At 67.4% G+C, this 26,465-nt stretch carries 23 protein-coding genes; 14 read left to right on the forward strand and 9 right to left on the reverse strand.

Going from position 1 to position 26,465, the window contains the following annotated elements; translation table 11 throughout:
- Positions 1–53 precede the first annotated feature (53 nt).
- The 3 genes from WS95_RS09155 to WS95_RS09165 all read left to right on the forward strand — a co-directional run bounded on the left by WS95_RS09155 (position 54) and on the right by WS95_RS09165 (position 4,423).
- The gene (locus WS95_RS09155) at positions 54–1,124 is read left to right on the forward strand and encodes a porin (protein WP_059823386.1); all 1,071 of its coding nucleotides are present in this window, start codon (positions 54–56) and stop codon (positions 1,122–1,124) included.
- Between the two features lie 238 nt (positions 1,125–1,362).
- On the forward strand, positions 1,363–2,769 hold the full coding sequence (locus WS95_RS09160; RefSeq protein WP_059823388.1) for a methyl-accepting chemotaxis protein: 1,407 nt from the start codon (positions 1,363–1,365) through the stop codon (positions 2,767–2,769).
- A 385-nt stretch (positions 2,770–3,154) separates the two neighbouring features.
- The gene (locus WS95_RS09165; RefSeq protein WP_082746875.1) at positions 3,155–4,423 is read left to right on the forward strand and encodes a lipoprotein-releasing ABC transporter permease subunit; all 1,269 of its coding nucleotides are present in this window, start codon (positions 3,155–3,157) and stop codon (positions 4,421–4,423) included.
- Positions 4,424–4,440: 17 nt separating this feature from the next.
- Here WS95_RS09165 and WS95_RS09170 read toward each other — a convergent pair whose 3' ends face one another.
- Positions 4,441–5,253: a hypothetical protein gene (locus tag WS95_RS09170; RefSeq protein WP_059823392.1), complete on the reverse strand. Its 813-nt coding sequence runs from the start codon at positions 5,251–5,253 to the stop codon at positions 4,441–4,443.
- A 561-nt stretch (positions 5,254–5,814) separates the two neighbouring features.
- Here WS95_RS09170 and WS95_RS09175 point away from each other — a divergent pair.
- The 3 genes from WS95_RS09175 (at position 5,815) to WS95_RS09185 (ending at position 10,373) form a co-directional block, all read left to right on the forward strand.
- The gene (locus tag WS95_RS09175; RefSeq protein WP_034204209.1) at positions 5,815–7,770 is read left to right on the forward strand and encodes a Xaa-Pro dipeptidyl-peptidase; all 1,956 of its coding nucleotides are present in this window, start codon (positions 5,815–5,817) and stop codon (positions 7,768–7,770) included.
- Positions 7,771–8,262: 492 nt separating this feature from the next.
- Positions 8,263–9,225, forward strand: a complete 963-nt coding sequence (locus WS95_RS09180) for an SAM-dependent methyltransferase (protein WP_059823394.1) — start codon at positions 8,263–8,265, stop codon at positions 9,223–9,225.
- Positions 9,222–10,373: a terpene synthase family protein gene (locus WS95_RS09185; protein ID WP_156444460.1), complete on the forward strand. Its 1,152-nt coding sequence runs from the start codon at positions 9,222–9,224 to the stop codon at positions 10,371–10,373. The genes WS95_RS09180 and WS95_RS09185 overlap by 4 nt, the downstream gene beginning before the upstream one ends.
- Before the next feature lie 37 nt (positions 10,374–10,410).
- On the opposite strand, the gene WS95_RS09190 is transcribed toward WS95_RS09185, so the two are convergent.
- Positions 10,411–11,340 (reverse strand): 2-hydroxyacid dehydrogenase, encoded by a 930-nt coding sequence (locus WS95_RS09190; protein WP_059823398.1) that lies wholly within the window; start codon positions 11,338–11,340, stop codon positions 10,411–10,413.
- A gap of 167 nt (positions 11,341–11,507) precedes the next feature.
- Here WS95_RS09190 and osmF point away from each other — a divergent pair, with 167 nt between their 5' ends.
- From osmF to WS95_RS09220, 6 genes are all read left to right on the forward strand, one after another.
- Positions 11,508–12,431, forward strand: a complete 924-nt coding sequence (gene osmF / locus WS95_RS09195) for a glycine betaine ABC transporter substrate-binding protein OsmF (RefSeq protein ID WP_034204206.1) — start codon at positions 11,508–11,510, stop codon at positions 12,429–12,431.
- On the forward strand, positions 12,428–13,606 hold the full coding sequence (locus WS95_RS09200) for an ABC transporter permease (RefSeq protein WP_059823399.1): 1,179 nt from the start codon (positions 12,428–12,430) through the stop codon (positions 13,604–13,606). Before osmF ends, WS95_RS09200 begins: the two co-directional genes overlap by 4 nt.
- Positions 13,603–14,550, forward strand: coding sequence for an ABC transporter ATP-binding protein (locus WS95_RS09205; RefSeq protein WP_059823401.1), 948 nt, complete (start codon positions 13,603–13,605; stop codon positions 14,548–14,550). Before WS95_RS09200 ends, WS95_RS09205 begins: the two co-directional genes overlap by 4 nt.
- Positions 14,547–15,314 (forward strand): ABC transporter permease, encoded by a 768-nt coding sequence (locus tag WS95_RS09210; RefSeq protein ID WP_034204203.1) that lies wholly within the window; start codon positions 14,547–14,549, stop codon positions 15,312–15,314. The genes WS95_RS09205 and WS95_RS09210 overlap by 4 nt, the downstream gene beginning before the upstream one ends.
- A 31-nt stretch (positions 15,315–15,345) precedes the next feature.
- Positions 15,346–15,741 carry an NAD(+)--rifampin ADP-ribosyltransferase gene (gene arr / locus WS95_RS09215; RefSeq protein WP_034204202.1) on the forward strand — a complete coding sequence of 132 codons (396 nt, stop codon included), beginning with the start codon at positions 15,346–15,348 and terminating at the stop codon, positions 15,739–15,741.
- A 157-nt stretch (positions 15,742–15,898) separates the two neighbouring features.
- On the forward strand, positions 15,899–16,582 hold the full coding sequence (locus WS95_RS09220; RefSeq protein WP_059823402.1) for a lytic transglycosylase domain-containing protein: 684 nt from the start codon (positions 15,899–15,901) through the stop codon (positions 16,580–16,582).
- Positions 16,583–16,630: 48 nt separating this feature from the next.
- Here the strand turns inward: WS95_RS09220 and WS95_RS09225 are convergent, their stop codons facing one another.
- From WS95_RS09225 to WS95_RS09255, 7 genes are all read right to left on the reverse strand, one after another.
- Positions 16,631–16,957, reverse strand: a complete 327-nt coding sequence (locus WS95_RS09225) for a helix-turn-helix domain-containing protein (protein ID WP_059823404.1) — start codon at positions 16,955–16,957, stop codon at positions 16,631–16,633.
- Between the two features lie 156 nt (positions 16,958–17,113).
- Complete coding sequence (locus tag WS95_RS09230) at positions 17,114–17,554, reverse strand: dihydroneopterin aldolase (RefSeq protein ID WP_006749884.1); 441 nt, start codon at positions 17,552–17,554, stop codon at positions 17,114–17,116.
- Positions 17,551–18,183, reverse strand: coding sequence for a sarcosine oxidase subunit gamma (locus WS95_RS09235; RefSeq protein WP_059823406.1), 633 nt, complete (start codon positions 18,181–18,183; stop codon positions 17,551–17,553). Before WS95_RS09235 ends, WS95_RS09230 begins: the two co-directional genes overlap by 4 nt.
- The gene (locus WS95_RS09240; RefSeq protein ID WP_059823408.1) at positions 18,173–21,184 is read right to left on the reverse strand and encodes a sarcosine oxidase subunit alpha family protein; all 3,012 of its coding nucleotides are present in this window, start codon (positions 21,182–21,184) and stop codon (positions 18,173–18,175) included. The genes WS95_RS09235 and WS95_RS09240 overlap by 11 nt, the downstream gene beginning before the upstream one ends.
- Positions 21,181–21,492, reverse strand: coding sequence for a sarcosine oxidase subunit delta (locus tag WS95_RS09245; RefSeq protein ID WP_034204197.1), 312 nt, complete (start codon positions 21,490–21,492; stop codon positions 21,181–21,183). Before WS95_RS09245 ends, WS95_RS09240 begins: the two co-directional genes overlap by 4 nt.
- A gap of 25 nt (positions 21,493–21,517) precedes the next feature.
- Positions 21,518–22,762 carry a sarcosine oxidase subunit beta family protein gene (locus WS95_RS09250; protein WP_034204196.1) on the reverse strand — a complete coding sequence of 415 codons (1,245 nt, stop codon included), beginning with the start codon at positions 22,760–22,762 and terminating at the stop codon, positions 21,518–21,520.
- A 14-nt stretch (positions 22,763–22,776) separates the two neighbouring features.
- Positions 22,777–24,162 (reverse strand): L-serine ammonia-lyase, encoded by a 1,386-nt coding sequence (locus tag WS95_RS09255; RefSeq protein WP_059823410.1) that lies wholly within the window; start codon positions 24,160–24,162, stop codon positions 22,777–22,779.
- Between the two features lie 287 nt (positions 24,163–24,449).
- Here WS95_RS09255 and WS95_RS09260 point away from each other — a divergent pair, with 287 nt between their 5' ends.
- Complete coding sequence (locus WS95_RS09260) at positions 24,450–25,523, forward strand: GlxA family transcriptional regulator (RefSeq protein ID WP_059823412.1); 1,074 nt, start codon at positions 24,450–24,452, stop codon at positions 25,521–25,523.
- Between the two features lie 194 nt (positions 25,524–25,717).
- Positions 25,718–26,422 carry a FadR/GntR family transcriptional regulator gene (locus WS95_RS09265; protein ID WP_059823414.1) on the forward strand — a complete coding sequence of 235 codons (705 nt, stop codon included), beginning with the start codon at positions 25,718–25,720 and terminating at the stop codon, positions 26,420–26,422.
- Positions 26,423–26,465 lie beyond the last annotated feature (43 nt).

Genomic DNA, 26,465 nt, shown 5'->3' on the forward strand with positions numbered 1-26,465 from the left:
GACATTTTAATTAGTCATACGTATTACAACACTCAAAAAAACGGAGACAGACGATGAAGAGCAGGACATGGACGATTTGCGCGGCGCTGCTCGGCGCGGCGGCAAGCCCGAACGGTTTCGCGCAGAGCAGCGTCACGCTGTACGGCGACCTCGACGCCGCGTTGCTCTATACGAACCGATCGCTCGATTCGGCAACCGGCGGCAACGCCGGCCGCCAGTTCGCGCTGACCGATACGGGCATGACGCCGACCAACTTCGGCATCACGGGCATCGAGGATCTCGGCGGCGGGCTGCACGCGAGATTCAAGCTGGAAAGCGGCTTCAACGTCACGGACGGCGCGTTCGGCCATTCGAACGGCAACTTCTTCGGCCGCCAGGCGTGGGTCGGAATCGACGGCGGCTTCGGCGAAACGAAGGTCGGCCTGCAGTTCTCGCCGTTCGTGCTCGCGATACTCGGATCGGATCCGCGCAACGTCTCGCACTTCGGCGCCGCGCTCGTGCCGTATGTCGACAACGTGCTCGTCACGGGCCTCTTCAACCCGAACGCGATTTCGTACACGAGCCCCACGATCGCCGGGCTGACGGCCAGCGCGATGTTCGGTTTCGGCGGAAAGGCCGGCGACTTCCTGGCAGGACGCCAGTACTCCGGCAGCCTCACCTATACGAACGGCGGCTTCATGCTCAACGCGGCGCTCTACGACGGCAACGGCGGCACGTCGCCGACGCCGGTGCCGAGCACGGTCGCGTTCGTCGGCCGCACGATCGGCACCGCCTATACGTTCGGGCCGGTGACCGGCAAGGCGTCGTTCACGCGCTACAAGGTCGCCGGCTCGTTCAGCAACGACGTGTACAGCGCCGGCCTCGACTATCGCGTCACGCCGGCCCTCGACCTGAACACCGGCGCGTGGTACACGACCGACCGCAACGATTCGCACAATCATTCGCTGCTTGCCGCGATCGGCGCCGACTACAGCCTGTCGAAACGAACGGGCCTGTACGCGCAGGTTGGCGTGGTCAACAACCACGGTGCGATGAATACGGGCCTCGGCATCACGGGCGGCGCGTTGTACGGGTTGCCGGGCACGACGGTCGGCGTCAACGCCGGCATCCACCACGTGTTCTGACGCAGCGCCTGCGCACGGGCGGTCGCCGCGCGCCGCCCGCCCGGCTCCGCGTCGCGGCGGCGGCGCCACGGAAACGTGACGCGAACGCATCCCACCCGGCAACGGTCCGCCCATCCGGCATGCCGATCTCGATGTTTACCCGACCTCAAGTCCGCGGCCGTGCGGCCGTCAAGTCAGGAACGCACGCGCAACCTCCGCCGGGAACACGGCGCGCATGCCCTCAAGGAGACCCACCAACGTGAACCTCTTCGGAATCGGCCGCGGCCGCCGTTCGTCGCGCGCGCTCGTCGGCGACATCGCCGAACAGGCCGGCAGGCTCGGCATCGAGATCTGCGACGTGTCGGGCCACGTCGAGGAAGTCGCGGCCCGCGTCGCCCGGCAGGCGCAGGTGTGCCATACGCTGCGCGAATCGGCCGCGCTCACGCTGCGCGGCAACCACCGGATCGCCGAGGCCGCGCAGCAGGTGCGCGACGTCAGCGCCAATGCGTCGAATGCGGTCCGGCAGTCGCAGCAAACGATCGAGGCATCGCTCGCCGACATTCACGGGCTCGTCGAGGGCGTCACCACGATCGGCGACCAGATGGGCGCGCTGCGCGACGCGCTCGATCACGTGCGGGCCGTGTCCGAGGAAATCTCCGTCATCGCGCGCCAGACTCACCTGCTCGCGCTGAACGCCGCGATCGAGGCCGCGCGCGCCGGCGAATCGGGACGCAGCTTCGCGGTCGTCGCGGCCGAGGTCAAGAACCTGTCCGCGAAGACCGGGCAGGCGACGGCCCAGATCGAGACGACCCTCGCGCTGCTCGCCGAACAGACCGAACACCTGATCGCGGAAGGCACCGACAACGCCGCCCGCGCGCATCGCGTGCGCGAGGGCACGCGTACGATCGGCGAGGTCGTGCACGCGACCGGCCACGCGATCACCGAGCTCGCCGGCGAAGCCGAACAGATCGCGTCGCTGACGGACGAGATCGAGACGCAGTGCCACCGTCTCGACGAGCAAGTGGGCGAGATGGCGTCCGGCGTCGAGACCTCGGCCGACAACTTCTCGCAGGCCAAGGACCGGCTCGGCAATCTGCTCTCCGTTTCCGAGACGCTGATCGAGCTCACGGCCGCGACCGGCATCGAATCGCCCGACACGCGCCTGATCGACACCGCGCGGCGCACGGCCGCCGCGATCGGCAAGTTGTTCGAGGACGCGGTCGCCCGCGGCGATATCGCGCTCGACGCGCTCTTCGATACGCACTACGAACCGATTCCCGGCACCGACCCGCAGCAGTTCATGACGCGCTTCACGGCGTTCACCGATCGCGTGCTGCCCGCCATCCAGGAGCCGGTGCTCGACATGGACGACCGCGTCGTCTATTGCGCGAGCTTCGACCGCCAGTGCTACCTGCCGACCCACAACCGGAAGTTTTCGCTGCCCCAGCGCGCGGACGCCGCCTGGAACGCGGCGAATTGCCGGAACCGCCGGATCTACACGGACCGCACGGCGCGCATGTCGGTATCGCATAACAAGCCGTTCCTGTTGCAGACCTATCGGCGCGACATGGGCAACGGCCAGTTCGTGCTGATGAAGGACGTGTCCGCGCCGATCGTCGTCGGCGGCCGGCCATGGGGTGTGCTGCGGATCGGCTACAGCGTCTGAATCGGCGCCGGGCCGCGCCTACTGCTTCAGCCCCACCCCAGCGGCCGCTGGTCGCTACGCCCGTGATCGTCGACGCCCCGCACCGTATAACTGACGGCCGTGCGCGGCTGCCAGTACGTACGGGCCGAGCACGTCGGCCGTCCATGCATCGCGGAACGACCACGACGTGCCGATCTTCCAGTACACGGGCACGTTCGACGGCCGACCGGATGCTGGGCGCCATTACCGACCAGAACCGAAACGATGGAAATATCGGCGAGCCGGCGCGCCACGCCGACGCCCGCCCGGTCGGACGGATATTCACGGGTTTCCGACCGCCATCCGCCCTCTGCACGCGCTCGCGCCGCGTTCGCTAGAATGCGCGGCTCGGCAGGATCGAATCGAAATGAAAGGAAACCGTTTGAAACTCCCGTTCGAATGGCAGATCGGGCTGCGCTACGCGCGCGGCGGCCGGCGCTCGGCCGGCGACGGCTTCGTGTCGTTCATCGCCGGCGCCGCGATGGCCGGCATCGCGCTTGGCGTGGCCGCGCTGATCGTCGTGCTGTCGGTGATGAACGGCTTTCGCACCGAGGTGCGCGACCGGATGCTGGCGGTGCTCGCGCACGTGGAAATCTTCTCGCCGTCCGGCTCGATGCCCGACTGGCGGCTGACCGCGCACGAATCGTTGCAGAACGGCGCGGTGCGTGCCGTCGCGCCCTATGTCGACGCGCAGGCGCTGCTGACGAACGCGGGCAACGTGACGGGCGTCGCGCTGCGCGGCATCGATCCCGTGCTCGAGCCGCGCGTGTCCGAGATCGCGCGCAAGCTGAAGACGGGGCGCCTCGACGCGCTCGTGCCGGGCGAGATGGGCATCGTGCTCGGCGCCGCGCTCGCCGACGCGCTGCACGCGAAGATCGGCGACCGCGTCACGTTCTTCGCACCGGGCAACACCGCGCGCCCGGGCGACGCGCTGCCGCGGTTCTGCCAGTTCAACGTGGTCGGCACGTTCGAATCGGGCCACTACCAGTACGACAGCGCGCTCGCGTACATCCACATCCGCGACGCGCAGCAACTGGCCAACGTGAGCGCGCCGACCGGCATCCGGCTGCGCGTCGACGATCTGCAGCGCGCGCCGGAGATCGCGCTCGCGCTGTCGCGCACGCTGTCGGGCAACCTGTACATCCGCGACTGGACACGGCAGAACCGCACGTGGTTCGAAGCCGAGCGGCTGCAGAAACGGATGCTGTCGCTGATCCTGATGCTGATCGTCGCGGTCGCCGCGTTCAACCTCGTGTCGTCGCTCGTGATGACGGTCACGCAGAAGCAGGGCGACATCGCGATCCTGCGCACGCTCGGCGCGCCGCCCCGCTCGATCATGAAGATCTTCGCGATCCAGGGGATGACGATCGGCCTCGCCGGCACGCTGGCGGGCGTCGCGCTCGGCTGTGCGATCGCGGTGAGCATCCCGGTGGTGCTGCCGGCGATCGAGCAATGGCTCGGCATCCGCTTCCTGACGCCGTCCGTGTATTTCCTCAGCGCGCTGCCGTCGAAGCTGTCGGCGATCGACGTGATCGAGATCGCGTCGGCCGCGTTCCTGATGTCGTGCGTCGCGACCCTGTACCCGAGCTGGCGCGCCGCGCGGGTGCGGCCGGCCGAGGCGCTGCGCGACGAGTAGGCGCGAGCGGCGCGGCATTACGCGATCTCGTGGAAGCCGACGCTGTTGCCGCCGTCCGGTGCGTAGTCGGCGAGCACGTCGAAGCCGACGTTGACGAGCTCCGTGCGCATGCCGTAGGACACGTTGCCGGACGCGTCGATGAAAATCGCCGTGCCCGACGACAACTGGCGCGCGGTGTTCAGCAGCGCCAGCGTGCCGCGCGCGCTGCCGGCCGAGGGCGCGATCTTCAGCAGCGCGCCGTCCTGCGTGGTGAAGTGTCCGCCGGGCGGCACGGGCGGCGGGTTGTCCGCGACCGACCGGTTGAGCAGGCTCATGAAGTGAAAGCGCGCATCGGCGCCCCGGCTCGCCGCCGCGCGATCGGTGTCCGTGAACGTGTCGCCGCGCACGGCCGCGCCTTGCGCGGCGAGGTCGACGGCCTGCTCGTGAAAATCGCGCGTCGCGAGCACGAGGCCGGCGTTCGCGTTCAGCGTCGATTCGACCCACGCGCGGTCGCTGTCCGTCAGCGTCTCCGACACGACCTTGATCCGGCCGTCGTCGGTCGTGAAGTCGAACTGCGCATCGGCCAGATCGGGGCGCTTCGCGACGATGTCCTGCAGGCTCGTCGCGAGCGCGTCGGTCACGCCGCGCAGCTTCATCGACAGGTCGCCCACCATCGACAACTGTTTCGTCATCGCCGCCTGCATCGCCTCCGGGTCGATCGCGCGGATGCTCATCGGCTCGTCTTGCGACGCGCCGGACGCGGTCGTGTCCGTTGTCCGGCGCCCATCGGGCGCCGCCTGCGCCATTTGCGCGAGCGTCAGGCCGCCCGCCGCCGTGACCGGAATCGTCATTGCCCTCTCTCTCGTTTTTCAGCAAGTTTTTCACTGTTTACGGAGGGATTTCGCGGAAGTTGAGGCCGCCTCCCGAGCGCGGACCGAAACTTTGTTTGACATGAACTAAAAAAGTTTGACACGGACATTTCACTGCGATAACTTTTGTGCAAGCTTCCGGAAAGCAATCCGGCCAGCGTGCGCGGCCCGCGTCGCGCTTTCCTGCCGTTGCAGCACCGTCGTTCGCAACATTCCCGCCTCATTGCATCGTGCCGTTCCGTTTCATCCGAAACCTGAAGGAAGCCCGGGCATGCCCGCATTCGATTCGCACTCCTGTATTCACGGCGTTCGCAGCGAACCGCCGCACTGACGATTTCCGTTCGGGGCGATGCGCTCGCCTCGACGCCGGCCGGCTGCGCGTCGCCTGACGCGCGCGGGCACCGGGCGAGCGTCCCGTACGTCTCGCCCGTCGTTGTTCGATGGTGCAGTTCCGCTTCATCCGACGCAGCACCCGGCCAGGCCGCAGGGGGCGTATCGCGAGCCGGCCGGTTCCAGACAAACACAAGAGACGAGGTCGATTCAATGAACATTCATCGAACCGGAGTGCGGCGCGCATGGTTGCCCGCGCTCGTGGCGGCCGCGACGCTCGCCGCGTGCGGCGGCGACGACGGCAGCGTGGCGGGCGTGTCAGCGCTCGCGCAGGGCCAACGGGAGGGGGCCGCCGCCGCGGCCGATACGGCCGATACGCAATCGCTCGCGTCGCATTTTTCGCCGTCCGGCGTTCCCTACGCGAATCCCGCGAGCAACGGACGCTACAAGCCGGTGATCAGCAACGGCCAGGTGCAGCCGTCGCTGTCGGGCGGCACGATCGAGGAGCACGCGTGGGTCGACACGCCGGTCGACTCCGATGGCGACGGCACGCGCGACCGCATCCACGTGCGCATCGTGCGGCCGTCCGAGACCGCGAACGGCGCGCGCACGCCCGTCATCGTGCTTGCGAGCCCGTATTACGCGGGGCTCGCCGACAGCCCCGACCACGACGTCGACGTCGAACTCGACGGCACGCCGCATCCGGCCGCGGCGGCCGGCGCCGCAGCCTCGGCGTCCACCCGCATCCTGGCCGCCGCGCCGCAATCGCGGATGCTGCAGCAGGTCGAGGCGGCCGCCGCCGGCCGCTCGTGGATCGAAAGCTACTTCGTGCCGCGCGGCTTCACGATCGTCTATGCGGATTCGCTCGGCACCGCCGGCTCGGACGGCTGCCCGACGATCCTGACGCGCGACGAATCGGTCGCGATGGCGTCGGTGATCCGCTGGCTCGGCCGCGACGCGACCGCGAAGGACGCGAACGGCAAGACGGTCGTCGCGAACTGGTCGACCGGCCACGTCGGCATGTACGGCGTGTCGTACGACGGCACGCTGCCGAAGATGGTCGCGAGCCTGCGCACGCGCGGGCTCGACGCGATCGTGCCGATCGCCGGGCTGTCGAACATGTACGGCTACTACCGCTCGGGCGGGCTCGTGCGCGCGCCGGAAGGCTACCAGGGCGAGGATGTCGACGTGTACATCAAGGCGCTGCTGACGAACGCGCATCCGGAGCGCTGCACGCACCTGATCGACGAAGCGCTGCAGCAGGAAGACCGCAAGACCGGCGACTATTCGCCGTTCTGGGCCGCGCGCGACATTCCGACCGCGTTCGCGGTCGCACCGGCGCTCGTCGCGCAGGGGCTCACCGACGACAACGTGCGCGTCGACCAGTCGACGTCGTGGTATCTGGCGATGCGACGCCAGGGCGTGCCGACCCAGCTGTGGCTGCATCGCCTGAAACACACCGATCCGACCCGTGTGCCGGCGATGGCCGACGCCTGGACCGCGGAGGTGAACCGGTGGTTCACGCGCTACCTGATCGGCTATGACAACGGCGTCGAACGCGATCCGCGCGCGGTGATCGCGCAAGCGGACGGCACGCTGCTGAAGGAAGCCGACTGGGCCGCGCGGCACGCCACGCCGGTCACGTACTTCGCGGGCGGCGACGGCGCAACCACCGGCACGCTGCTGCGGCTGCCGAGCGGCGGCCCGCTCGCACGCTTCACCGACGATGCGCGCATTCCCGCGCTCACGCTGGCGAACACGCCGACGGGCGAAAACCGCAGCCGCTTCGAGACGGCCCCGCTGACGGCCGCGGCGCGCCTCTCCGGCGCCGCGACCGCGCGCGTCAGGCTGACCTTCACGGATGTCGCGAACGTGACGGCACTGCTGGTCGACCGCGCACCGGACGGCACGGCGACGATCGTCACGCGTGCGTGGACCGACCCGCGCAACCGGTTGTCCGAGTGGGTGTCGCAACCCGTGCTGCCCGGCATGCCGTACGACCTGAAGCTGACCTTCATGCCGCGCGACTACAAGCTGGAAGCCGGCCACCGGCTGGGACTCGTCGTCCTCTCCAGCGACTACGAGGCGACGCTGCGGCCGACGCCCGGCACGGGTTTGACGCTCGATCCGGCCGGCACGTCGGTGACAGTGCCGCTCGCGGCTTCCTGAGCCGCGGCGGCGGCGGCACCGCCTTGAAGCGATCCGGGATGCCGGTACGCCGGCATCCCGGATCATGTTGTTCGTCCGGTCCGATTTTCTGTTTTTCGCGAAAAAAGACCCGCCGGAATAATCATTCCGCGTTTCATGAACCAAGCGACGCTTTAAATCAAAAAACGAAACGAATTCCGTCGCTTGACATCGAAATCCGATCGACTAGATTTGAAAATCGATAATCCGGACATTCGTAACCGGTCGCCCCCGGGGATTCCCTTCACCTGCATACCGTCTCCCGTTTCCAGCTAGACCGCGATTGCTGGCGTCGCGGCCCATGGCGATCATTTGTTCTTTTTTGAATGGGGTGTCACTGATTCTCCGTATCGATCGAAGAAAGGAATGCGCCAGTTTCAATCACGCAATCGCAATTCAGCCGCAACCGGACTGGCCGGACACCGTAGTCCGGCCACCACGTGCATGACGTCGCGCCAGCCTCGGAGAATGGCAATGAACACTATCAGCACGGAAACCGCCGTCGGATCGGGATCGCCATTGAGTGGCCGCGCGGGCAAGCCATTCGCGTCGATACGAGGCCGGGAACGAAACGACTATGAGGCGCGGGTCGCATTGGCCTACCAGGACGACCCGGAAAGCTGGAGCAGCGCGATCGGCGAGCGCCTGTGGTTCCAGTTCGGTATCTACGACCCTGCCCGATCGCCGGAACCGATCGACCTCGACGAATCCGGCCTCAGGTATTTCGAGCTGCAATTGAAGCTCGCCGGCCTGGACTCGCCCGGCCGCCCGCGCATCGACCGGGTACTCGACATCGGGTGCGGCTGGGGAACGGTGCTGCGGGATCTGTCCGAACGGTTTCCCGACTGTCGTCGCCTGGACGGCATCAACATCAGCGAACGCCAGCTCGCATACTGCGCCGAAGTCAATGCCGCGCGCGCCTTGTCCGACAGGATCAACCTGTTCCGGTGTAATGCGCTGGATATCGATTTGCTGCCGGATGTCGAGCACCTCTACGATCTTGCGATCATGCGCGGGGTGATTTCCCATTTCCCCTACGATCTTTTCGAAATCGTGATGGCCAAATTGCGGCAACGGCTGTCCGCGAACGGAACGATCGTCATTTCGGACAACTTGTATAACGTCGACCTCCAGGCATACCGCTCCGATACGCCCGATCTGGTCGACAGGCTGGCATGCAAGTATCGCAAGACGCCGGCGTACCTGCGCCAGGTGTTCGAGCAAAGCGGCTTTCGCGTCCACGACATGAGAATCCTGCCGAACCGGATGGACGCGACACGATGGCTGCTGAGCGTGCAGGAGAACATCGAGCGCCATTTCCCGGGGGGCGCCGTCGGCGCGCTGGAAGAACTGCGCGTGATGTGCGAGAGCCTGGCCGTCGCCATCGTGAAGCGCCAGGTGTCGATCTACAGCTTCGTGCTCAAGCGCGATCGATGAAGGTGCCCTTGCAGGCCGCCCGACCTCCAGCCCGAGAACCCGCCATGAAAGAGATTCCCAACTTCGTTCGCGATCTCCCCGGCCTGCCGAAGCCCGGGGAAAAAATCTTCCACCCGGACTTCCATCTGCAGTTGAAGCCCATGTGGCATCCGCATCACGACGAGGCGGAACGCCGGATCGCGCTCACGGACAGCCCGTACATCCTCGCGTACTACGGCAGCCAGAAGGCCGTCGAACATTATCTGGCGCAAAGCATGCCGTCGTTCGGCGGCCTGTGCTATCCGCACACCCGGAACGACAGGATCTACGATCTGGAGCGGATGATGAGCATCACCACGCTGATCGACGACACCATCACCAACCCCGACATGCTGGACCAGGCGCACCGGCGTTCGACGTTGCGACAGCATTACTTCGACGCGATCGCCGGCGTCCGCCCGCCGGACAGCGCGCCGATCGCGCAGTTGCTGTATGAGGGGCTGCTGCCCGTCAAGGAACAGCTGGCGTCGAAACCCCGCGTCTGGCAACGGCTGGAGGAATCGCTTCGTACGTTGATCGTCAGGCAGACGGATCCGTTGGCATTGAAGATGGACGAGCTCACGTTCGACGCGTATCTGGAGATGCGGCGCATCGACAATTACGGGGAATGGGCGGCCCTCATGACCGAGTACGCGATCGACGTGGACATGACCGACCACCTGATCGCCGACCGGTCGCTGGCGGAAATGAGAACGGCCGCGATCGATTCGATTACGCTCGTCAACGACCCGTACTCGTTCCGCAAGGAGATTCACATCGCGGATTCGGTCAATTCCGTCTGGTTGCTGATGTACCGCGAAGGCCTGACGCTGCAGGACGCGTTGAACAAGCTCGCCACGCTGGTTGCCGAGAACGAGCGCAACCTGATCGCCGCGCGCGAGCGCGTCCTCGCCGGCCCGCTCGGACAGGACGCGGACGTGCGTGCATACGTGACCGAACTGGAGCATCTGGCGTCCGGCAATGCCGAATTCCACGCGATCAGCACGCGCTACCACGGCCGGGATTTCAAAGGAAAAAGGTTCATTTCGGGCGAGGTGACCATTCGGCCGCTACCGTCCACCGACGAAGTGGCGGCTGCGGACCTGGCAGGCGGCCGCCCCGCGAGCTGATCCGGCCTCGTTTCGCGCCGGCACCGCCGAGAGCTGCCTACACCGGCGTCAACACCGGTTGCCCGGCGAAATGCCGCGTCGCGTTGTCGAGAAACTGCCGCACCGAACGATCGAGCGCCTCGGGCGACCAGCCGCCCATGTGCGGCGTCAGCACGACGCTGTCGAGATCCGTCAGCGCACGCGGCGGCTCCGGTTCGCCTTCGTACACGTCGAGCGCCGCCCCCGCGATGCGTCGTTCGCGCAGCGCGTCTGCCAAAGCAGCGGTATCGACAACGCTGCCGCGCGACACGTTGACGAGAAAGCCGCCGGGGCCGAGCGCGTCGAGCACGGTGCGATCGATCAGGTGCCGCGTGCCCGCGCCGCCCGGCGTCGCGACGATCAGGAAATCGGCCCACTGCGCGAGTGCGTCGATCCGGTCGAAATAGCGGTATGGCCCCGGCTTCTCCGACCGGTTGTGATAGCCGATCTCGATGTCGAAGCCAGCCGCGCGGCGCGCGCATTTCTCGCCGATCTTGCCGAGCCCGACGATGCCGAGCTTCTTGCCCGACACGTTCGGCGGCATCGGCAGCCCGTCGCGCCACACGCCCGCGCGGGCTTTCGCATCGAGCTGCACGACGTTGCGCACCGCCGCGAGCAGCAGCGCGAACGCGTGATCGGCGACGCAGTCGTCGTTGGTGCCGGCGCCCGTGACCACGACGATGCCGCGCGCCTTCGCGTGCGCGACATCGATGTGCTCGTAGCCCGCGCCGAGCGCGCTGACGAACGTGAGCTGCGGCAGCCGGTCGATCTCGGCGGCGGTCAACCCCGTGCTGCCGTTGGTCAGCACCGCGCGAATCGTGCTGCCGTGTGCGGCGATCGCGCGTTCGCGCTCGTCGGGCGTCGGGGCGTAGCGCACGTCGAACGACGCGGCGATCTCGCGATGCGCGTCGCCGCGCAACGCGATGAGGACCAGCAGCTCGGGCTTCATGTCAGCAAATGTCCGCAGGCGGGGAACGAATTTCAGTGTAACAAGCCCGCATGACGGGTGCGGGTTATCCCCACACCGGCTGTGGACACGCCGCCGCACGCGGTTTGCCAAAGCCGGCTCAGTCAAGTAACTTTCGGCGTACGCCCCCGTCCTGGAGATTGGCCCCGATGAAGCTCGCCCTGCCCGCCCGGATCCTGGGCCTCGCGTTCGCCGCCGCCATCGCGGCGCCCGGCGCGCACGCCGACACGCCCGTCGTGGTGTCGTCGAAGATCGACACCGAAGGCAACCTGCTCGGCAACCTCATTTCACAGGTGCTGAAGGCCCACGGCATTCCCGTCACCGAAAAGATCGCGCTCGGCACGACGCCGATCGTGCGCAAGGCGCTCACGAGCGGCGAGATCGACATCTACCCCGAATACACGGGTAACGCCGCGTTCTTCTTCAACAAGGCCGACGACCCGGTGTGGAAGAACGCGAGCCAAGGCTACGACACCGCGAAGCAACTCGACTACGCGGCGAACCATCTCGTGTGGCTCGCCCCGGCGCCCGCGAACAACACGTGGGGCGTCGCGCTGCTCGCGCCCGTCGCACAGTCGCAGCACCTGAAGACCTTCTCCGACTTCGGCAAGTGGGTGGCCGGCGGCGGCAAGGTGAAGCTCGCGGCATCGGCCGAATTCGTAAACAGCGCGTCCGCGCTGCCGTCGTTCGAGAAAGCGTACGGCTTCAAACTGAAGCCCGAGCAGCTCGTCGTGCTGTCCGGCGGCGACACGGCCGCGACGATCAAGGCCGCCGCGAACCAGACCGACGGCGTGAACGCCGCGATGGTCTACGGCACCGACGGCGGTATCGCGTCGAGCGGCCTCGCGGTGCTCGACGACGACAAGCACGTGCAGCCCGTCTATGCGCCGGCGCCGGTGATCCGCGAAGCCGCACTGAAAGCGCATCCGCAAATCGCCGAGTATTTGAAGCCCGTGTTCGCGAGCCTCGACCTGAAGACGCTGCAATCGCTGAACGCGCGCATCCAGCTCAACGGCGAGCCGGCTGCCGGCGTCGCGAAAAGCTACCTGAAATCGAAGGGTTTCGTGAAATGACGGAGCGCGCGGCGGCGTCCGCGCGGCGCGTCACGCTCGACAAGGTCGGCATCCTGATCGGCGTACTGACGATCGTCGCCGTGTTCGGCCTGTCGTTCGCGGTGCTGCGGCCGAACCGGATCGCGGCCGGCACCGGGCTATCGGTGTTCGCCGCGCTGCCCGCGATGCAGGGCGCCGCGCTCGCCGCGCTATGGACCGCCGGCGCGCTGTGGACGATGACGGCGAGCCGTCCCGCGTGGCGGCTCGCGGCCGGCTGCGCGGGGCTCGCGACGCTCGCGTATGCGGTCGGCGCGGCCGCGACGCACGTCGTCGCGCCCGACGACATGCTGGCCCGCGTGTCGCCCGACGCCGGCGTCTGGCTGCTGCTGTTCGCGTGGGCGGTGCTCATCGCCGACGCGCTCGCCCGCCTCGCGTTCGGCCCGTGGCGGCGCCTCGTCGCGCTCGCCGTCGCGATAGCGGCGGTTTCCGTGCCGCTTGCGAGCGGCTGGTGGGACGGCCTCTCCGTGATGCGCGAATACGCGGTGCGCAGCGACGATTTCTGGCGCGAAGCGATCCGTCACGTGTCGCTCGCGGGCGGCTCCGTCGCCGCCGCGCTCGTCGCGGGCGTGCCGCTCGGCATCGCGTGCGCGCGCATCGCGGCGGTACGCACCGTCGCGATGCCCGTGCTCAATATCGTGCAGACGATCCCCAGCATCGCGATGTACGGGCTGATGATGGCGCCGCTCGGCCTGCTCGCCGCACACGTGCCGCTCGCGGCCGCACTCGGCATCCGCGGCATCGGCGTCGCGCCGGCCGCGCTCGCGCTGTTCCTCTACTCGCTGCTGCCGATCGCATCGAGCGTCGCGGTCGGGCTCGGACAGGTGCCGCCGCACGTGACCGAAGCGGCGCGCGCGATGGGCATGACACGCGCGCAGCGGCTGCTGCGCGTCGATCTCGTGCTCGCGCTGCCGGTGATCCTGAGCGGCGTGCGCATCGTGCTCGTGCAGAACATCGGCCTGACCGCGGTGGCCGCGCTGATCGGCGGCGGCGGATTCGGCACGTTCATCTTCCAGGGGATCGGGCAATCGGCCGCCGATCTCGTGCTGCTCGGCGCGATCCCGACGATCGCGCTCGCACTGGCGGCCGCCGTCGTGTTCGAAGCCGCGACGTCGCTCGCGAAGGGGCGTACAGGATGATCGAGATCGAACGGATCGGCAAACGCTTCGGCGACCTGGTCGCCGTCGACGACGTATCGCTGACGATGCAGCGCGGCACGATCACCGCGCTCGTGGGCGCATCGGGCAGCGGCAAATCGACGCTCTTGCGCATGATCAACCGGCTGATCGCACCGACCAGCGGCACGATCCGCATCGACGGCGTCGATACGGCGACCGTCGCGCCGGAGCAACTGCGCCGCGGCATCGGCTACGCGATCCAGGGGCACGGGCTGTTTCCGCACTGGAGCGTCGCGCGCAACATCGCGACCGTGCCGCGCCTGCTCGGCTGGCCGGCCGCCCGCATCGACGCGCGCGTGAACGAACTGCTCGACCTGTTCCATCTCGCGCCGGCCGAATTCGCGGGCAAGCTGCCGCACGAACTGTCGGGCGGCCAGCAGCAGCGCGTCGGCGTTGCGCGCGCGCTCGCGGCCGAGCCCGCGATGCTGCTGATGGACGAACCGTTCGGCGCGCTCGATCCGATCATCCGCAACAAGGCGCAGGACGACTTGTTCGCGCTGCAGCGCCGTCTCGGCATCACGGTCGTGATCGTCACGCACGATATCGAGGAAGCGCTGAAGCTCGGCGACACGATCGCGGTGATGGACGGCGGCCGGCTGCTGCAGGTCGCGCCGCCCGCCGAAATTCTCGGCAAGCCGGCAGCGGGTGTCGTCGAGCAGCTCGTCGCGGGCGTCGACCGTCCGCTGCGCCTGCTCGCGCTGACGCCGATCGACGCCGTGGCCGAAGCCGGCCGCGCCGACGGCGAGCCGATCGCGGCGACGCGCACGCTGCGCGATGCGGTGTCCGAATTGTTGTGGCGCGGTGTCGACGCGCTGCCCGTCGACGATACGGCCAACGGCACCGCGCACGGCCCCCGCCGCATCACGCTCGACGCGATCCGCTCGCACGCGAGGCAGCCCGCATGACGACGCGCGGCAGCGTGCGGCCCAAGCGGTCTTCGCTTGCCGCGTACGTCGCCCGCGCGGCCGCGCTCGCGCTGCTGCTCGTGCTGCTGTTGCGCCCCGCGTGGCTGCACGGCCTGTTCGCGCCGTTCGCGGACAACGGCGCGCCGGTGATCTACGATCGCGCGAGCCTGCTCGATCTCACGCTCGCGCATCTCGGCACGGTCGCGCTGTCGAGCCTGATCGGCACGATCGTCGCGGTCGCGGCCGGCATCGCGGTCACGCGGCGGTTCGGCGCAGATTTCCTGCCGGTCGCGCGCAGCGTCGTCGACATCGGCCAGACCTTCCCACCGGTCGCCGTGCTCGCGCTTGCCGTGCCGGCGGTCGGCTTCGGATTGAAGCCCGTGCTGATCGCGCTCGTACTGTACGGACTCCTGCCGATTTTCGAAAGCACGATCGCCGGGCTCGAGGACGTGCCGCGCGACGTCGTCGACGCCGCGCGCGGGATGGGCATGAGCGGCTGGCAGCAACTGGTGTCCGTCGAGCTGCCGCTCGCGTTCCCGGTGATCGTCAACGGCATCCGCCTCGCGGTCGTGATCAATCTCGGCACCGCGACGATCGGCTCGACGGTCGCCGCGCGCGGGCTCGGCGACGTGATCATCGCGGGCCTGCAGACGTCGAACACCGCGTTCGTGCTGCAAGGCGGCGTGATCGTCGGTTTGCTCGCGGTACTCGTCAGCGACGCGATCGGCGCGATTGCGCGGGTGGCGAGCGCGCGACGCGCCTAGCGTCGTCACTTAATTTTTCGAAGGAGCCACCATGTCTGTCCTGGACGCCGGCCCGTTTTTTCATGGCACGAAAGCGAATTTACGCATCGGCGATTTGCTGACGGCGGGCTTCAGATCGAATTATCGGGACGACGTCGTCATGAACCACGTTTATTTCACGGCCCTGCCCAAAGGCGCGGGCCTGGCTGCGGAAATGGCCAAAGGCGAGGGTCGACCGCGCGTCTACATCGTCGAGCCCACCGGGGAATTCGAAAACGATCCGAACGTCACGGACAAGAAATTCCCGGGCAATCCGACGCGATCGTATCGAAGTACCTCGCCTTTGAAAATCGTCGGCGAACTCGACAGCTGGGAACCCTACGATCCCGAGTTCATCCGGCAACTCAGAAGCCGCATCGAAACCGGCATCGGCGAGATCATCAACTAGCGTTCGTCCGGACTCCGATGCGTGTCCGTGCAACGATCGGCGCGTCGATCGTCGTGGACGTCACAAGCCTACACATCGCTTTCATTCGAGCGGGCGCTCGACCGTCTTTCGCGATTGGCCGATATACTATGCGCCTCCCATTTCCCCGCACTCGACCATGCGACGACGGTTCTTCTGGCTGATCGTGCTTTCGCTCGGCATTGCGCAACAGGCCGCGGCGCAGCAGGCGCCCGCATTGCCCGCCTCCGCGCCCGACGGACTGGCATCGGCGCCGACTGTCGCGTCCGCGCCGCTGGCGAACGCCAACGATCAGCCCAACGAAGCAAACCGCCGCATCACGTCCTACCTGACGAAGAAATTCGGCGTCGCAAGAGAAAAGGCTGCGAAGCTCGCCGATATCGTGAGCGTGACTGCGACGAAATATTCGCTGCCGCCAGCACTCGTTTACGCGATTATTTCGATCGAATCGCGCTTCCAGGAAAAGGCGCGGGGCCAGCATGGCGCGACCGGGTTGATGCAGGTCGTGCCGTCCGCGCACCGAGGCATGCTGCGCAACGTGAAGGATCTCACCGAGCCGAATGCGAACGTCGACGCCGGCTCGCGCATTCTGTCGGGCTACGTGAAAGCGGCCGGCGGCAACGTGCAGGCCGGGCTGAAGAGCTACAGCGGCGGATCCAGTGCGTATGCGGCGAAGGTGATGCAGCGGGTCGATTCGTTCCGGTTCGTGCTCGAACCCGAGGACGACGCGAAAAGCGCGAATACCGGGAACGACCCGAAGGCGCACATGGTGCCGGTCAGCGATCCGTCAGCGGCGCCCGCCGCGAACCGCAACGCGAAGTAAGTGCGGCAGGCCGATACCGGCAAGATTCAACGTTGATCTCCGGCGCAGTCACGCGCCCTCACGGGACTCCGGGGTAGCGGCGCGCGCCGTCGCGTGATCGCGCACTGCGTTGCGCGCCACCTGAACGTCTCGTTTCGGCACGACGAGCAAATTCAGGCCAAAACCGTCCAGCACCTTGAACAGCTTGTCGAGACTCACCGCACGCCCGTTCTCGAGGCGCGACAGTACGTCCTTGGAGACGCCGAGCATGTCGGCCGCATCGTCAATCCGCATCTGGGTCTGCGCGCGCCGGTTGCGCACGAGCGCTCCCAATGCAGCGAGATCGAGCGCAAGCGGGTCGGGCTTTGCAATAGGTCGCGGTAGCGTGCGGGCCATAATTCCGGGATTTCAGGAACAAAGCGAACGGCAGCCAACGACCACCGATTGTTCGCATATTTCAGGAACTATAAACGAGTGCGGCGGCACATCCGTGCCGCCGCGCTGCCGGGTTCGCCGGATACCTCCCTCGTGCCTCGATCCGGCCCTCTCCAATCACAACTGCCCCGCCGCCCCCGTCCACCGCAGGTAATCCCCACGCGTCCAGTCGAGCGACACGCCGACGCGTTTCGTGCCGGGCCGGATCTTCGGCTTGTACATCGACAGCGTCAGCGATTCCAGCGCCGGCCATTCGCGGAACGACAGCACCGCGAGATCGGCGACGAGCGTCTCCAGCAGCCGCGTATGCGGCTTGTGCGACAGGAACGACGCGACGCGCGCGCAATAGCCGTCGTAATCGATCCACTCGCCCTGCTCGCTCGGCTCGCAGCGATACCCGAGCCGCGCATCGATCACGATCGGCTGCGGCGCTTCATGCTCGTGCGCGTGGATGCCGATTCGCGCGGGCACCTTCAGTTCGTCGACGAACACGCTCCAGCCGCGCCCGCGCAGGCGCGGCGCGTCGATCGCCACGAACGGTTCGTCGAACGGCTTCATGATGCGAGCGGCGCCGCGGCGTCGAGCATGATGCGCACGAAATAGTCGGCGAAGCTGCGACGCACGACGATCTCGAACGACGCGTCGCCGGTCGGGATCAGCGTGATCGGCGACTTGAAGTAGTGCGACTGCGCGCACTGGCCCGGCTTGAACACGCGCGGATGCAGATCGAGCGGGCAGCCGCGCGCGATCACGTCGCGCACGCGTTCGCCGCTGACCTCGACGACCGTGTAGCCGCTGCCGACGTCGACGGTCGCCGCATACGCGCCCTGCACGGCCTCCGCCAGCTTCGCTTCGAGCACGCCGGCCTGAACCGGCCCGTTCGACCGCACGAGCCATTCGTCGGGGCCGAGCCACAGCACGTCGTACTCGGCGCCGCGTGCCACCGTGTTCGGCTCCGCCGGCGGCCGGCAGCCGACCACACGCTCGAACGCGGCGACGAATGCCGGGTCGCTCAACTCGCCGCGCACGTTGACGAGATCGAGGAACGGCCGCTCGCGCAGCGCGAACTTCTTCGATGCGCGCGCTTGGTGCGCCTTCAGCACGTCGGCCGCGCCGACGAACGGCGACTCGAGCGTCACGCCGCCCGCGCCCGCCACCTGCGTCTGGTTTCTCGTTTCATTCCACATGCTGACGCACCCCTTCTGTATCGTAGAAAACCGGGCTCGAGATCTTCGCGGTGATCCGCTTGCCGTTGGCCAGCGGAATCACGACGCTCTCGCCCATCTTGTTCAGGCCGCCCTTCACCACCGCGAGCGCGATCGAGCGCTTCAGGATCGGGCTGTAGTAGCTCGACGTCACGTGGCCGATCATCGGCGTCGGATCGACCGCCGACACCTGCGTGTCCTTCGCGATGATCTGCGCGCCTTCCGGCAGCACGAACTGTTCGTCCTCGGTCAGCAGGCCGACGAACTGCTTGCGGCCTTCCTTCGCGGTATCCGAGCGCGTCAGCGAGCGCTTGCCGAGGAAGTCCTTCGACTTCGCGACGAGCCCGCCCATCCCGAGGTCGTACGGCGTGATCGAGCCGTCGGTATCCTGGCCGACGATGATGTAGCCCTTCTCCGCGCGCAGCACGTGCATCGTCTCGGTGCCGTACGGCGTGATGTCGAACTCGGCGCCCGCCGCCATCAGCGCTTCCCACACCGCGCGGCCCGCATTCGCCGGCACGTTCACTTCGTAGGCCAGCTCGCCCGAGAAGCTGATCCGCATCACGCGCGCCTTCGCGCCGGCGACGGTGCCGTTGCGGTAGCTCATGAACGGGAACGCTTCGTTGCCGAAGTCGATGTCCTGGCACACCTTCTGCACGACCTTGCGGCTCTTCGGGCCGACCACCGCGAACGTCGCCCAGTGATCGGTGACGGACGCGAGCCGCACCTTCATGTCCGGCCATTCGGTCTGCAGCCAGCGCTCGAGCCACGTCAGCACGCGCGCCGCGCCGCCGGTGGTGGTCGTCATCATGAAATGCTGGTCGGCGAGGCGCACGGTCACGCCGTCGTCGAACACCATCCCGTTTTCGTCGAGCATCAGCCCGTAGCGGCATTTGCCGATTTCGAGCTTGTTCCACGGGTTCGTGTACATCCAGTTCAGCAGCTTCACCGCGTCCGGACCCTGGATGTCGATCTTGCCGAGCGTCGACGCGTCGAGAATGCCGACGCCGTTACGCACCGCGAGGCATTCGCGCTTCACGGCCGCATGCAGATCCTCGCCGTTCTTCGGGAAATACCACGGCCGCTTCCAGTTGCCGACATCCTCGAACATCGCGCCGTGCTCGACGTGCCATTCGTGCACGGCCGTCTTGCGGATCGGGTCGAGGAAATCGCCCGTCTCGCGGCCCGCGAACGTGCCGAACGACACGGGCGTGTAGTTCGGGCGGAACGTCGTCGTGCCCGTTTCCGGAATCGTCTTGCCGAGCGCGCCCGCGAGGATCGCCATCCCGTTGATGTTGCCGAGCTTGCCCTGGTCGGTGCCGAAGCCCATCGCCGTATAGCGCTTCACGTGCTCGACCGACTCGAAGCCTTCGCGCGCGGCGAGCAGGATGTCGGCGGCCGCCACGTCGTTCTGGAAGTCGACGAACTGCTTCGGGCCGCGCGCGGCCGCCTCGCGACTGCCGACGAGCCACAACGGCTGCAGTGCGCCTTCGACGGCTTCGGCGACCTGCGGCACGGCCGGGCGCTGCGCGGCGGTGAAGCCGGCGGCCTTCGCCGCTTCCACGCCCGCATCGACCGCCAGCCGCAGCGCACGGGCCAGCCCGAATTCGCCGGCCGCCGCCCCGATGCTCGCTTCCGCCTGCACGGGCTTGCCCGGCAGGAAGCACGCCTTCTCGTCGTTCCAGCACGCCTTGCCGCCCGACTGCGCGAACAGGTGCAGCACCGGGCTGAAGCCGCCGGACATCGCGACGAGGTCGCACGGCAGCGTCTGCAGCTTGCCGCCGGTCTGGCCGTTCGAGTAGGACGCGACGTCGACCGACGATACGCGCCACTTGCCCGATGCGGCCGTGACGACCGCGCCGCTCATCACCGTCACGCCCTGCCGCTTGGCCGCGGCCGGCAGCGCGCCGTTCGACGACGCGCGCGAATCGACGACCGTCACCTTCGCCCCGCACGCCTTCAGGTCGAGCGCGCTGTGGTATGCACGGTCGTTGTTCGTGAACACGACCACGTTACGGCCCGGCAGCACGCCGAAGCGATGCACGTAGGTGGACACCGCGCCCGCCAGCATCACGCCCGGCAGGTCGTTGTTGCCGAACACGATCGGCCGCTCGTGCGCGCCGGTCGCGAGGATCACGCGCTTCGCGCGGACCTTCCACAGCAGCTCGCGCGTGCCCTTGCGCATCGACACCGGCAGGTGATCGGTCAGGCGCTGCGTGACCGTCACGAGGTTGTGGTCCTGATAGCCGAACGCGGTGCTGCGCGACAGGATCGTCACGTCGGGCAGCTTGCGCAGCTCGGCCTCGATCTTCTCGACCCACTGCAGCGCCGGCTTCGCGTCGATTTCGGCACGGCACGACAGCAGGCTGCCGCCGAGCTCGCGCTGGTCGTCGACGAGGATCACGCGCGCGCCGGCCGTCGCGGCCGCATGCGCGGCGGCGAGACCCGACGGGCCACCGCCAACCACGAGCACGTCGCAGTGCGCGTAGCATTTGTCGTAACGATCGGCGTCGAGCACCTCGGGCGCCTTGCCGAGGCCGGCGGCCTCGCGGATCTTCTCTTCATACTTCGGCCACATGTTGCGCGGCCACATGAACGTCTTGTAGTAGAACCCGGCCGGCATGAAGCGCGAGAACTTCTGGTTGATCGCGTACTTGTCGTTCTCGAGCGTCGGCTCGGCGTTCACGCTCGTCGCGACGAGCCCCTGGTACAGCTCGATCTCGGTCGCGCGTGCGTTCGGCACGGTGTACGGGCCGGTTTCGAGCTGCACGACGGCATTCGGTTCCGCCACATCCGCCGTCACGATCCCGCGCGGACGGTGATACTTGAAACTGCGCGCGACGAAATGCACGCCGTTCGCGAGCAGCGCGGACGCGAGCGTGTCGCCCTGGAAGCCCTGGTACGTGCGGCCGTTGAACGTGAACGTCAACGGAATCGCGCGATTGATCCGGCCACCGGTGCCGAGGCGGTCTTTCTGGCTCATTTGCTCGTGCCCTCTTCGTGTGCGTTGCCGGCAGCTGCACCGTTGGCAGCCCCGCCGAACTTTTCGTAGCCCTTGATATCGTAGGTGACCGTGTCGCGCGTCACCTTGAACCAGCGGCGGCAGCCTTGCGTATGCAGCCACTGCTCCTTGTGCAGCCCGCGCTTGTTCTCGCGCATGAACACGTATTCGCCCCATTCGCGGTCGGTCATGGTCTCGTTCGCCACCGGGCGCACGATATCGGCTTCGCCGCCGCACGTGAATTCGGATTCGGCGCGCGGCCCGCACCACGGACATTCGATCAGCAACATGTTTGTTTCTCCTTCAGTGCGGGGGTTAGTGCGCGACGGCGGCGGCGCCGTGCTCGTCGATCAGGTGGCCCGTGTAGAAGCGGTCGAGCGCGAACGGAGCGTTCAGCGGATGCGGTTCGTCGCGGGCGATCGTGTGCGCGAACACCCAGCCCGAACCGGGCGTCGCCTTGAAGCCGCCGGTGCCCCAGCCGCAGTTGAAATACAGGCCCTTCACGTCGGTCTTGGTGATGATCGGGCACGCGTCCGGCGACACGTCGACGATGCCGCCCCACTGGCGGTTCATCCGCACGCGCGAGAACACCGGGAACATCTCGATGATCGCCTGCAGCGTGCTTTCGATGATGTGGAAGCTGCCGCGCTGGCCGAAGCCCGTGTACTGGTCGATACCGGCGCCGATCACGAGGTCGCCCTTGTCGGACTGGCTGATGTACGCGTGCACCGCGTTGGACATGATCACCGAGTTCACCACCGGCTTGATCGGCTCGGACACCAGCGCCTGCAACGGATGGCTTTCGATCGGCAGGCGGATGCCGGCCATGTCGGCGAGCGTCGTCGTGTTGCCGGCGGCCACCACCGCGACCTTCTTCGCCTTGATGAACCCCTTCACCGTGTCGACGCCGACCACCGCGCCGCCTTCGCGGCGTATGCCCGTCACCTGGCAGTTCTGGATGATGTCGACGCCGGCGCGGTCCGCGCCGCGTGCGAAGCCCCAGGCCACCGCGTCGTGACGCGCGACGCCCGCACGGCGCTGGATCGATGCGCCGAGCACCGGGTAGCGGCTGTTCAGGTTGATCGTCGGCTCGATTTCCTTGATCTGCGCGGGCGTCAGGAATTCGGCGTCGACGCCGTTCAGCCGGTTCGCGTTCACGCGGCGCTCGGTGTCGCGCACGTCCTGCAGCGTATGCGCGAGGTTCATCACGCCGCGCTGGCTGAACATCACGTTGTAGTTCAGATCCTGCGACAGCCCTTCCCACAGCTTCATCGCCTTCTCGTACAGCGCGGCCGATTCGTCCCACAGGTAGTTCGAGCGCACGATCGTCGTGTTGCGCGCGGTGTTGCCGCCGCCGATCCAGCCCTTCTCCAGGATCGCGACGTTCGTGATCCCGTGCTCCTTCGCGAGGTAGTACGCGGTCGCGAGGCCGTGGCCGCCGCCGCCGACGATCACGACGTCGTATTCCTTCTTCGGCTCCGGGCTCTTCCACTGCTTCTCCCAGTTCTCGTGATACGAGAGGCCGTTGCGGAACAGGCTGAATATCGAGTAGCGGCTCATGTTTGGATCCTTCGTTAGCATTCGATGACGTTCACGGCGAGGCCGCCGCGCGACGTTTCCTTGTATTTCGTCTTCATGTCGGCGCCGGTTTCGCGCATCGTCTTGATCACGGAATCGAGCGATACGTAGTGCTGGCCGTTGCCCTTGAGCGCCATGCGCGACGCGTTCAGCGCCTTGATCGCGCCCATCGCGTTGCGCTCGATGCACGGGATCTGCACGAGCCCGCCCACCGGATCGCAGGTCATCCCGAGGTTGTGCTCCATGCCGATCTCGGCCGCGTTCTCGACCTGGGCGGGCGTGCCGCCCATCACGGCGGCGAGCGCGGCGGCGGCCATCGAGCACGCGACGCCCACTTCGCCCTGGCAACCGACTTCCGCGCCGGAGATCGACGCGGTTTCCTTGTAGATGATCCCGATCGCCGCGGCCGTCAGCAGGAATTCGACGATGCCGGCGTCGTTCGAGCCCGGCACGAACTTCACGTAGTAGTGCAGCACCGCGGGGATCACGCCGGCCGCGCCGTTGGTCGGCGCGGTGACGACCCGGCCGCCGGCCGCGTTCTCTTCGTTCACGGCCATCGCATACAGGTTGACCCAGTCGAGCATCGACAGCGGGTCGCGCAGCGACTCTTCCGAACGCGCGCGCAGGCGGCCGTTCAGTTCGGCCGCGCGGCGCTTCACGCGCATCGGGCCCGGCAGGTCGCCCTCGACCTTGCAGCCGCGCTCGACGCACGCGGCCATCGTGCGCCAGATCGCCATCAGCCCGGCGCGCACCTCGTCGGCCGGACGCAGCGCGGATTCGTTGCGCAGCATCAGCTCGGCGATCGACAGCCCGTGTTCGCGGCACTGGCGCATCAGGTCGTCGCCGGTGCGGAACGGATACGGCACGTCGACCGCCGCGCGCACGCCGTTCACGCGATCGCCGTCGCGATTCACGACGAAGCCGCCGCCGACCGAGTAATACTCCTTCTCGACGAGCAACTGGCCGTGTTCGTCGAATGCCTGGAAGCGCATCCCGTTCGGGTGCACGATGCCGGTGCCGCTCATCAGCTTGCGATAGAAGCCGATGTGTTCCTTCTCGTCGAAGCGGACCGTCTGCTTGCCGAGCAGCGTCAGCGACTTCTCCGCGCGGATCGCGGCGAGCCGCGGCTCGATCAGGTCGGGATCGATCGTGTCGGGCAGGTGGCCCTCGAGGCCGAGCAGCACGGCCTTGTCGGTGCCGTGGCCCTTGCCGGTCGCGCCGAGCGAGCCGTACAGCTCGACCCGCACGCGGCGCACGAAGCCGAGCAGGTTCGCGTCCTCGACGTGCGACGCGAAGCGGCACGCGGCGATCATCGGTCCGACCGTATGCGAACTGGACGGGCCGATGCCGATCTTGAACAGGTCGAACACGCTGACGTTCATCTGGCTTCCTTTGGGTTGCATGCGTGAAATGTCGTTGGGCCTCAGTACATCAGGGCGTAAAATCGGCCGATAGAACAAAAACGGCATCGGCGTGGGATAGCACCGCCAAGCGCCGCGCCGGCCGCCCGGAAAGTGCGTTTTGGCGATGGTTCGCGACGAAAAACCACAAGTCCGGCCGCGGCCGATCGGCGACGCTGGCTGCATCCGTGCCGCCCTCCGGCAGCCGTAGCCCGCAAACAGAGTGAAACGAGTGAGACCGCCTTCCCGGCGTGACGAGATTGGCCGCGATGACCCCCGACGTACCCGCTTCCCCCCTCGCAGAACCCGCGCCGCGGCGCCTCCGCTTCGGCATCGTGCTGCTGCCGAACTTCACGCTGACGGCCTTCTCGGGCTTCGTCGACATGCTGCGGCTGTCGGCCGACGACGGCGACTACAGCAAGCCCGTGCGCTGCGCATGGAGCGTGATCGGCGAGACGCTCGCGCCGGTGCGCGCGAGCTGCGGGATCCAGATCACGCCGTGGGAGACGTTCGACGCGGCCGAGCCGTTCGACTACGTGGTGGTGGTCGGCGGGCTGCTGCATTCGGGGCCGCAGGCCGGCCCTGAAACGCTCGACTTCATCCGCCGCGCGGCGACGGGCGGCGCGACGGTCGTCGGCATCTGCACCGGCGTGTTCACGCTGATGCGCGCCGGCGTGCTCGACGGCTATCGCACCTGCGTGAGCTGGTTCCATTACTGGGATTTCATCGAGCGCTTTCCGTCCGCCGATCCCGACCTGCTGATCGCCGACCGGCTGTTCGTGATCGACCGGCGCCGGATCACGTGCTCGGGCGGCCGCGCGTCGATCGACGTCGCCGCCGCGATCCTGCTGCGCCATTTCGATCACGCGACCGTGCAGAAGGCGCTGCGCATCCTGCTCGTCGGCGAGATGCAGAAAGGCAACGCGCCGCAGCCGCATCCGCCGGGCCTCGAACCGGCGACGCATCCGAAGGTCAAGCGCGCGATTCTTCTGATGGAACAGCACGTCGGGCGCGCGCTGCCGCTCGAGGAACTCGCGTGCAAGCTCGACCTGTCGACGCGGCAGCTCGAGCGGCTCTTCAAGGCCGAGACCGGCAAGAGCCCGCAGGCCTTCGCGAAACAGGTGCGACTGCGCACGGCCGCCTGGCTGCTGACGAGTTCGGACCGCACGGTCGCCGATATCGCGTCGAGTTGCGGATTCGCCGATGCGTCGCACCTCGGGCGCGAATTCCGCAAACAGTTCGGCGTGCCGCCGGCGACGTATCGCGAGCGCGGCGGCGACGTGGCCGAAGTCGATGCGACGCCCGATGCGTCGGTCGACGCCGTCGAGGACATCGCGGACTGACGACTCTGGGGCGCCGGCCCCCTTCCTTGAGCGATTGATTGCAGAACCGACGCGTTCGCATCGCTTTCCCCGTTTTTGGAACCGGTTTCAGTCAATTTAGCCGACGTTGTCCGCTGTAAAACGAGGGTTATCCCGGATGCTGATGCGCACTCAAATTTGTATGATGACCACATCACCTTACAAACCTGAGCATCATGTTCGAGAAAATTCCGGCCCGCGCGATGAGCGACCATGTCGCGCAGCAACTGCTCAAGCAGATCGAAGTGGGCAGTTTCTCGGCCACCGGCAAGCTGCCGACCGAAGCCGTGCTCGCGCAGGAATTCGGCGTGAGCCGCACCGTGATCCGCGAGGCGATCTCGCGGCTGAAGAACGAAGGCGTGGTCGAGCCGCGCCAGGGCAGCGGCGTGTTCGTGAACCAGCACGGCGCGATCCGGCCGCTGCGCATCGACTACGCGGAAGCCGTCGAGGCGAGCTCGCTGCCGCACCTGCTCGCGGTGCGCCGCGCGATCGAGGCCGAAGTCGCGGCCGAAGCCGCGCTGCACCACACCGACGACGACATGGCCGACATCGACGACGCGCTGCGCAAGATCGACGCAGCGGTGGCCGACGGGCGCGACGGCGTCGCGGAAGACGTCGCGTTCCACCGCACGATCGCGGCCGTCACCGGCAACCCGTATTTCCTGAAGACGCTGCAATTCCTGAACCAGTACCTCGAAGCCGGCGTGAAGGTCACGCGAGGCAACGAAGCGACGCGCGACGATTTCTCGCGGCAGGTGCGCGACGAGCACGCGGCGATCGCCGACGCGATCCGCGCGCGCGACCCGATGGCCGCCCGCAACGCGGCGCGCACGCACATGTACAACGCCGCCCGCCGCCTCGCGGAAGCCGGCATCTGCTGAAACCGGCGGCGCCCGCCGCCGCTGTCCGGAACCTCTCCCGAAT

This window comes from Burkholderia sp. MSMB1826 (assembly GCF_001526325.1).
Taxonomy (GTDB): Bacteria; Pseudomonadota; Gammaproteobacteria; order Burkholderiales; family Burkholderiaceae; genus Burkholderia.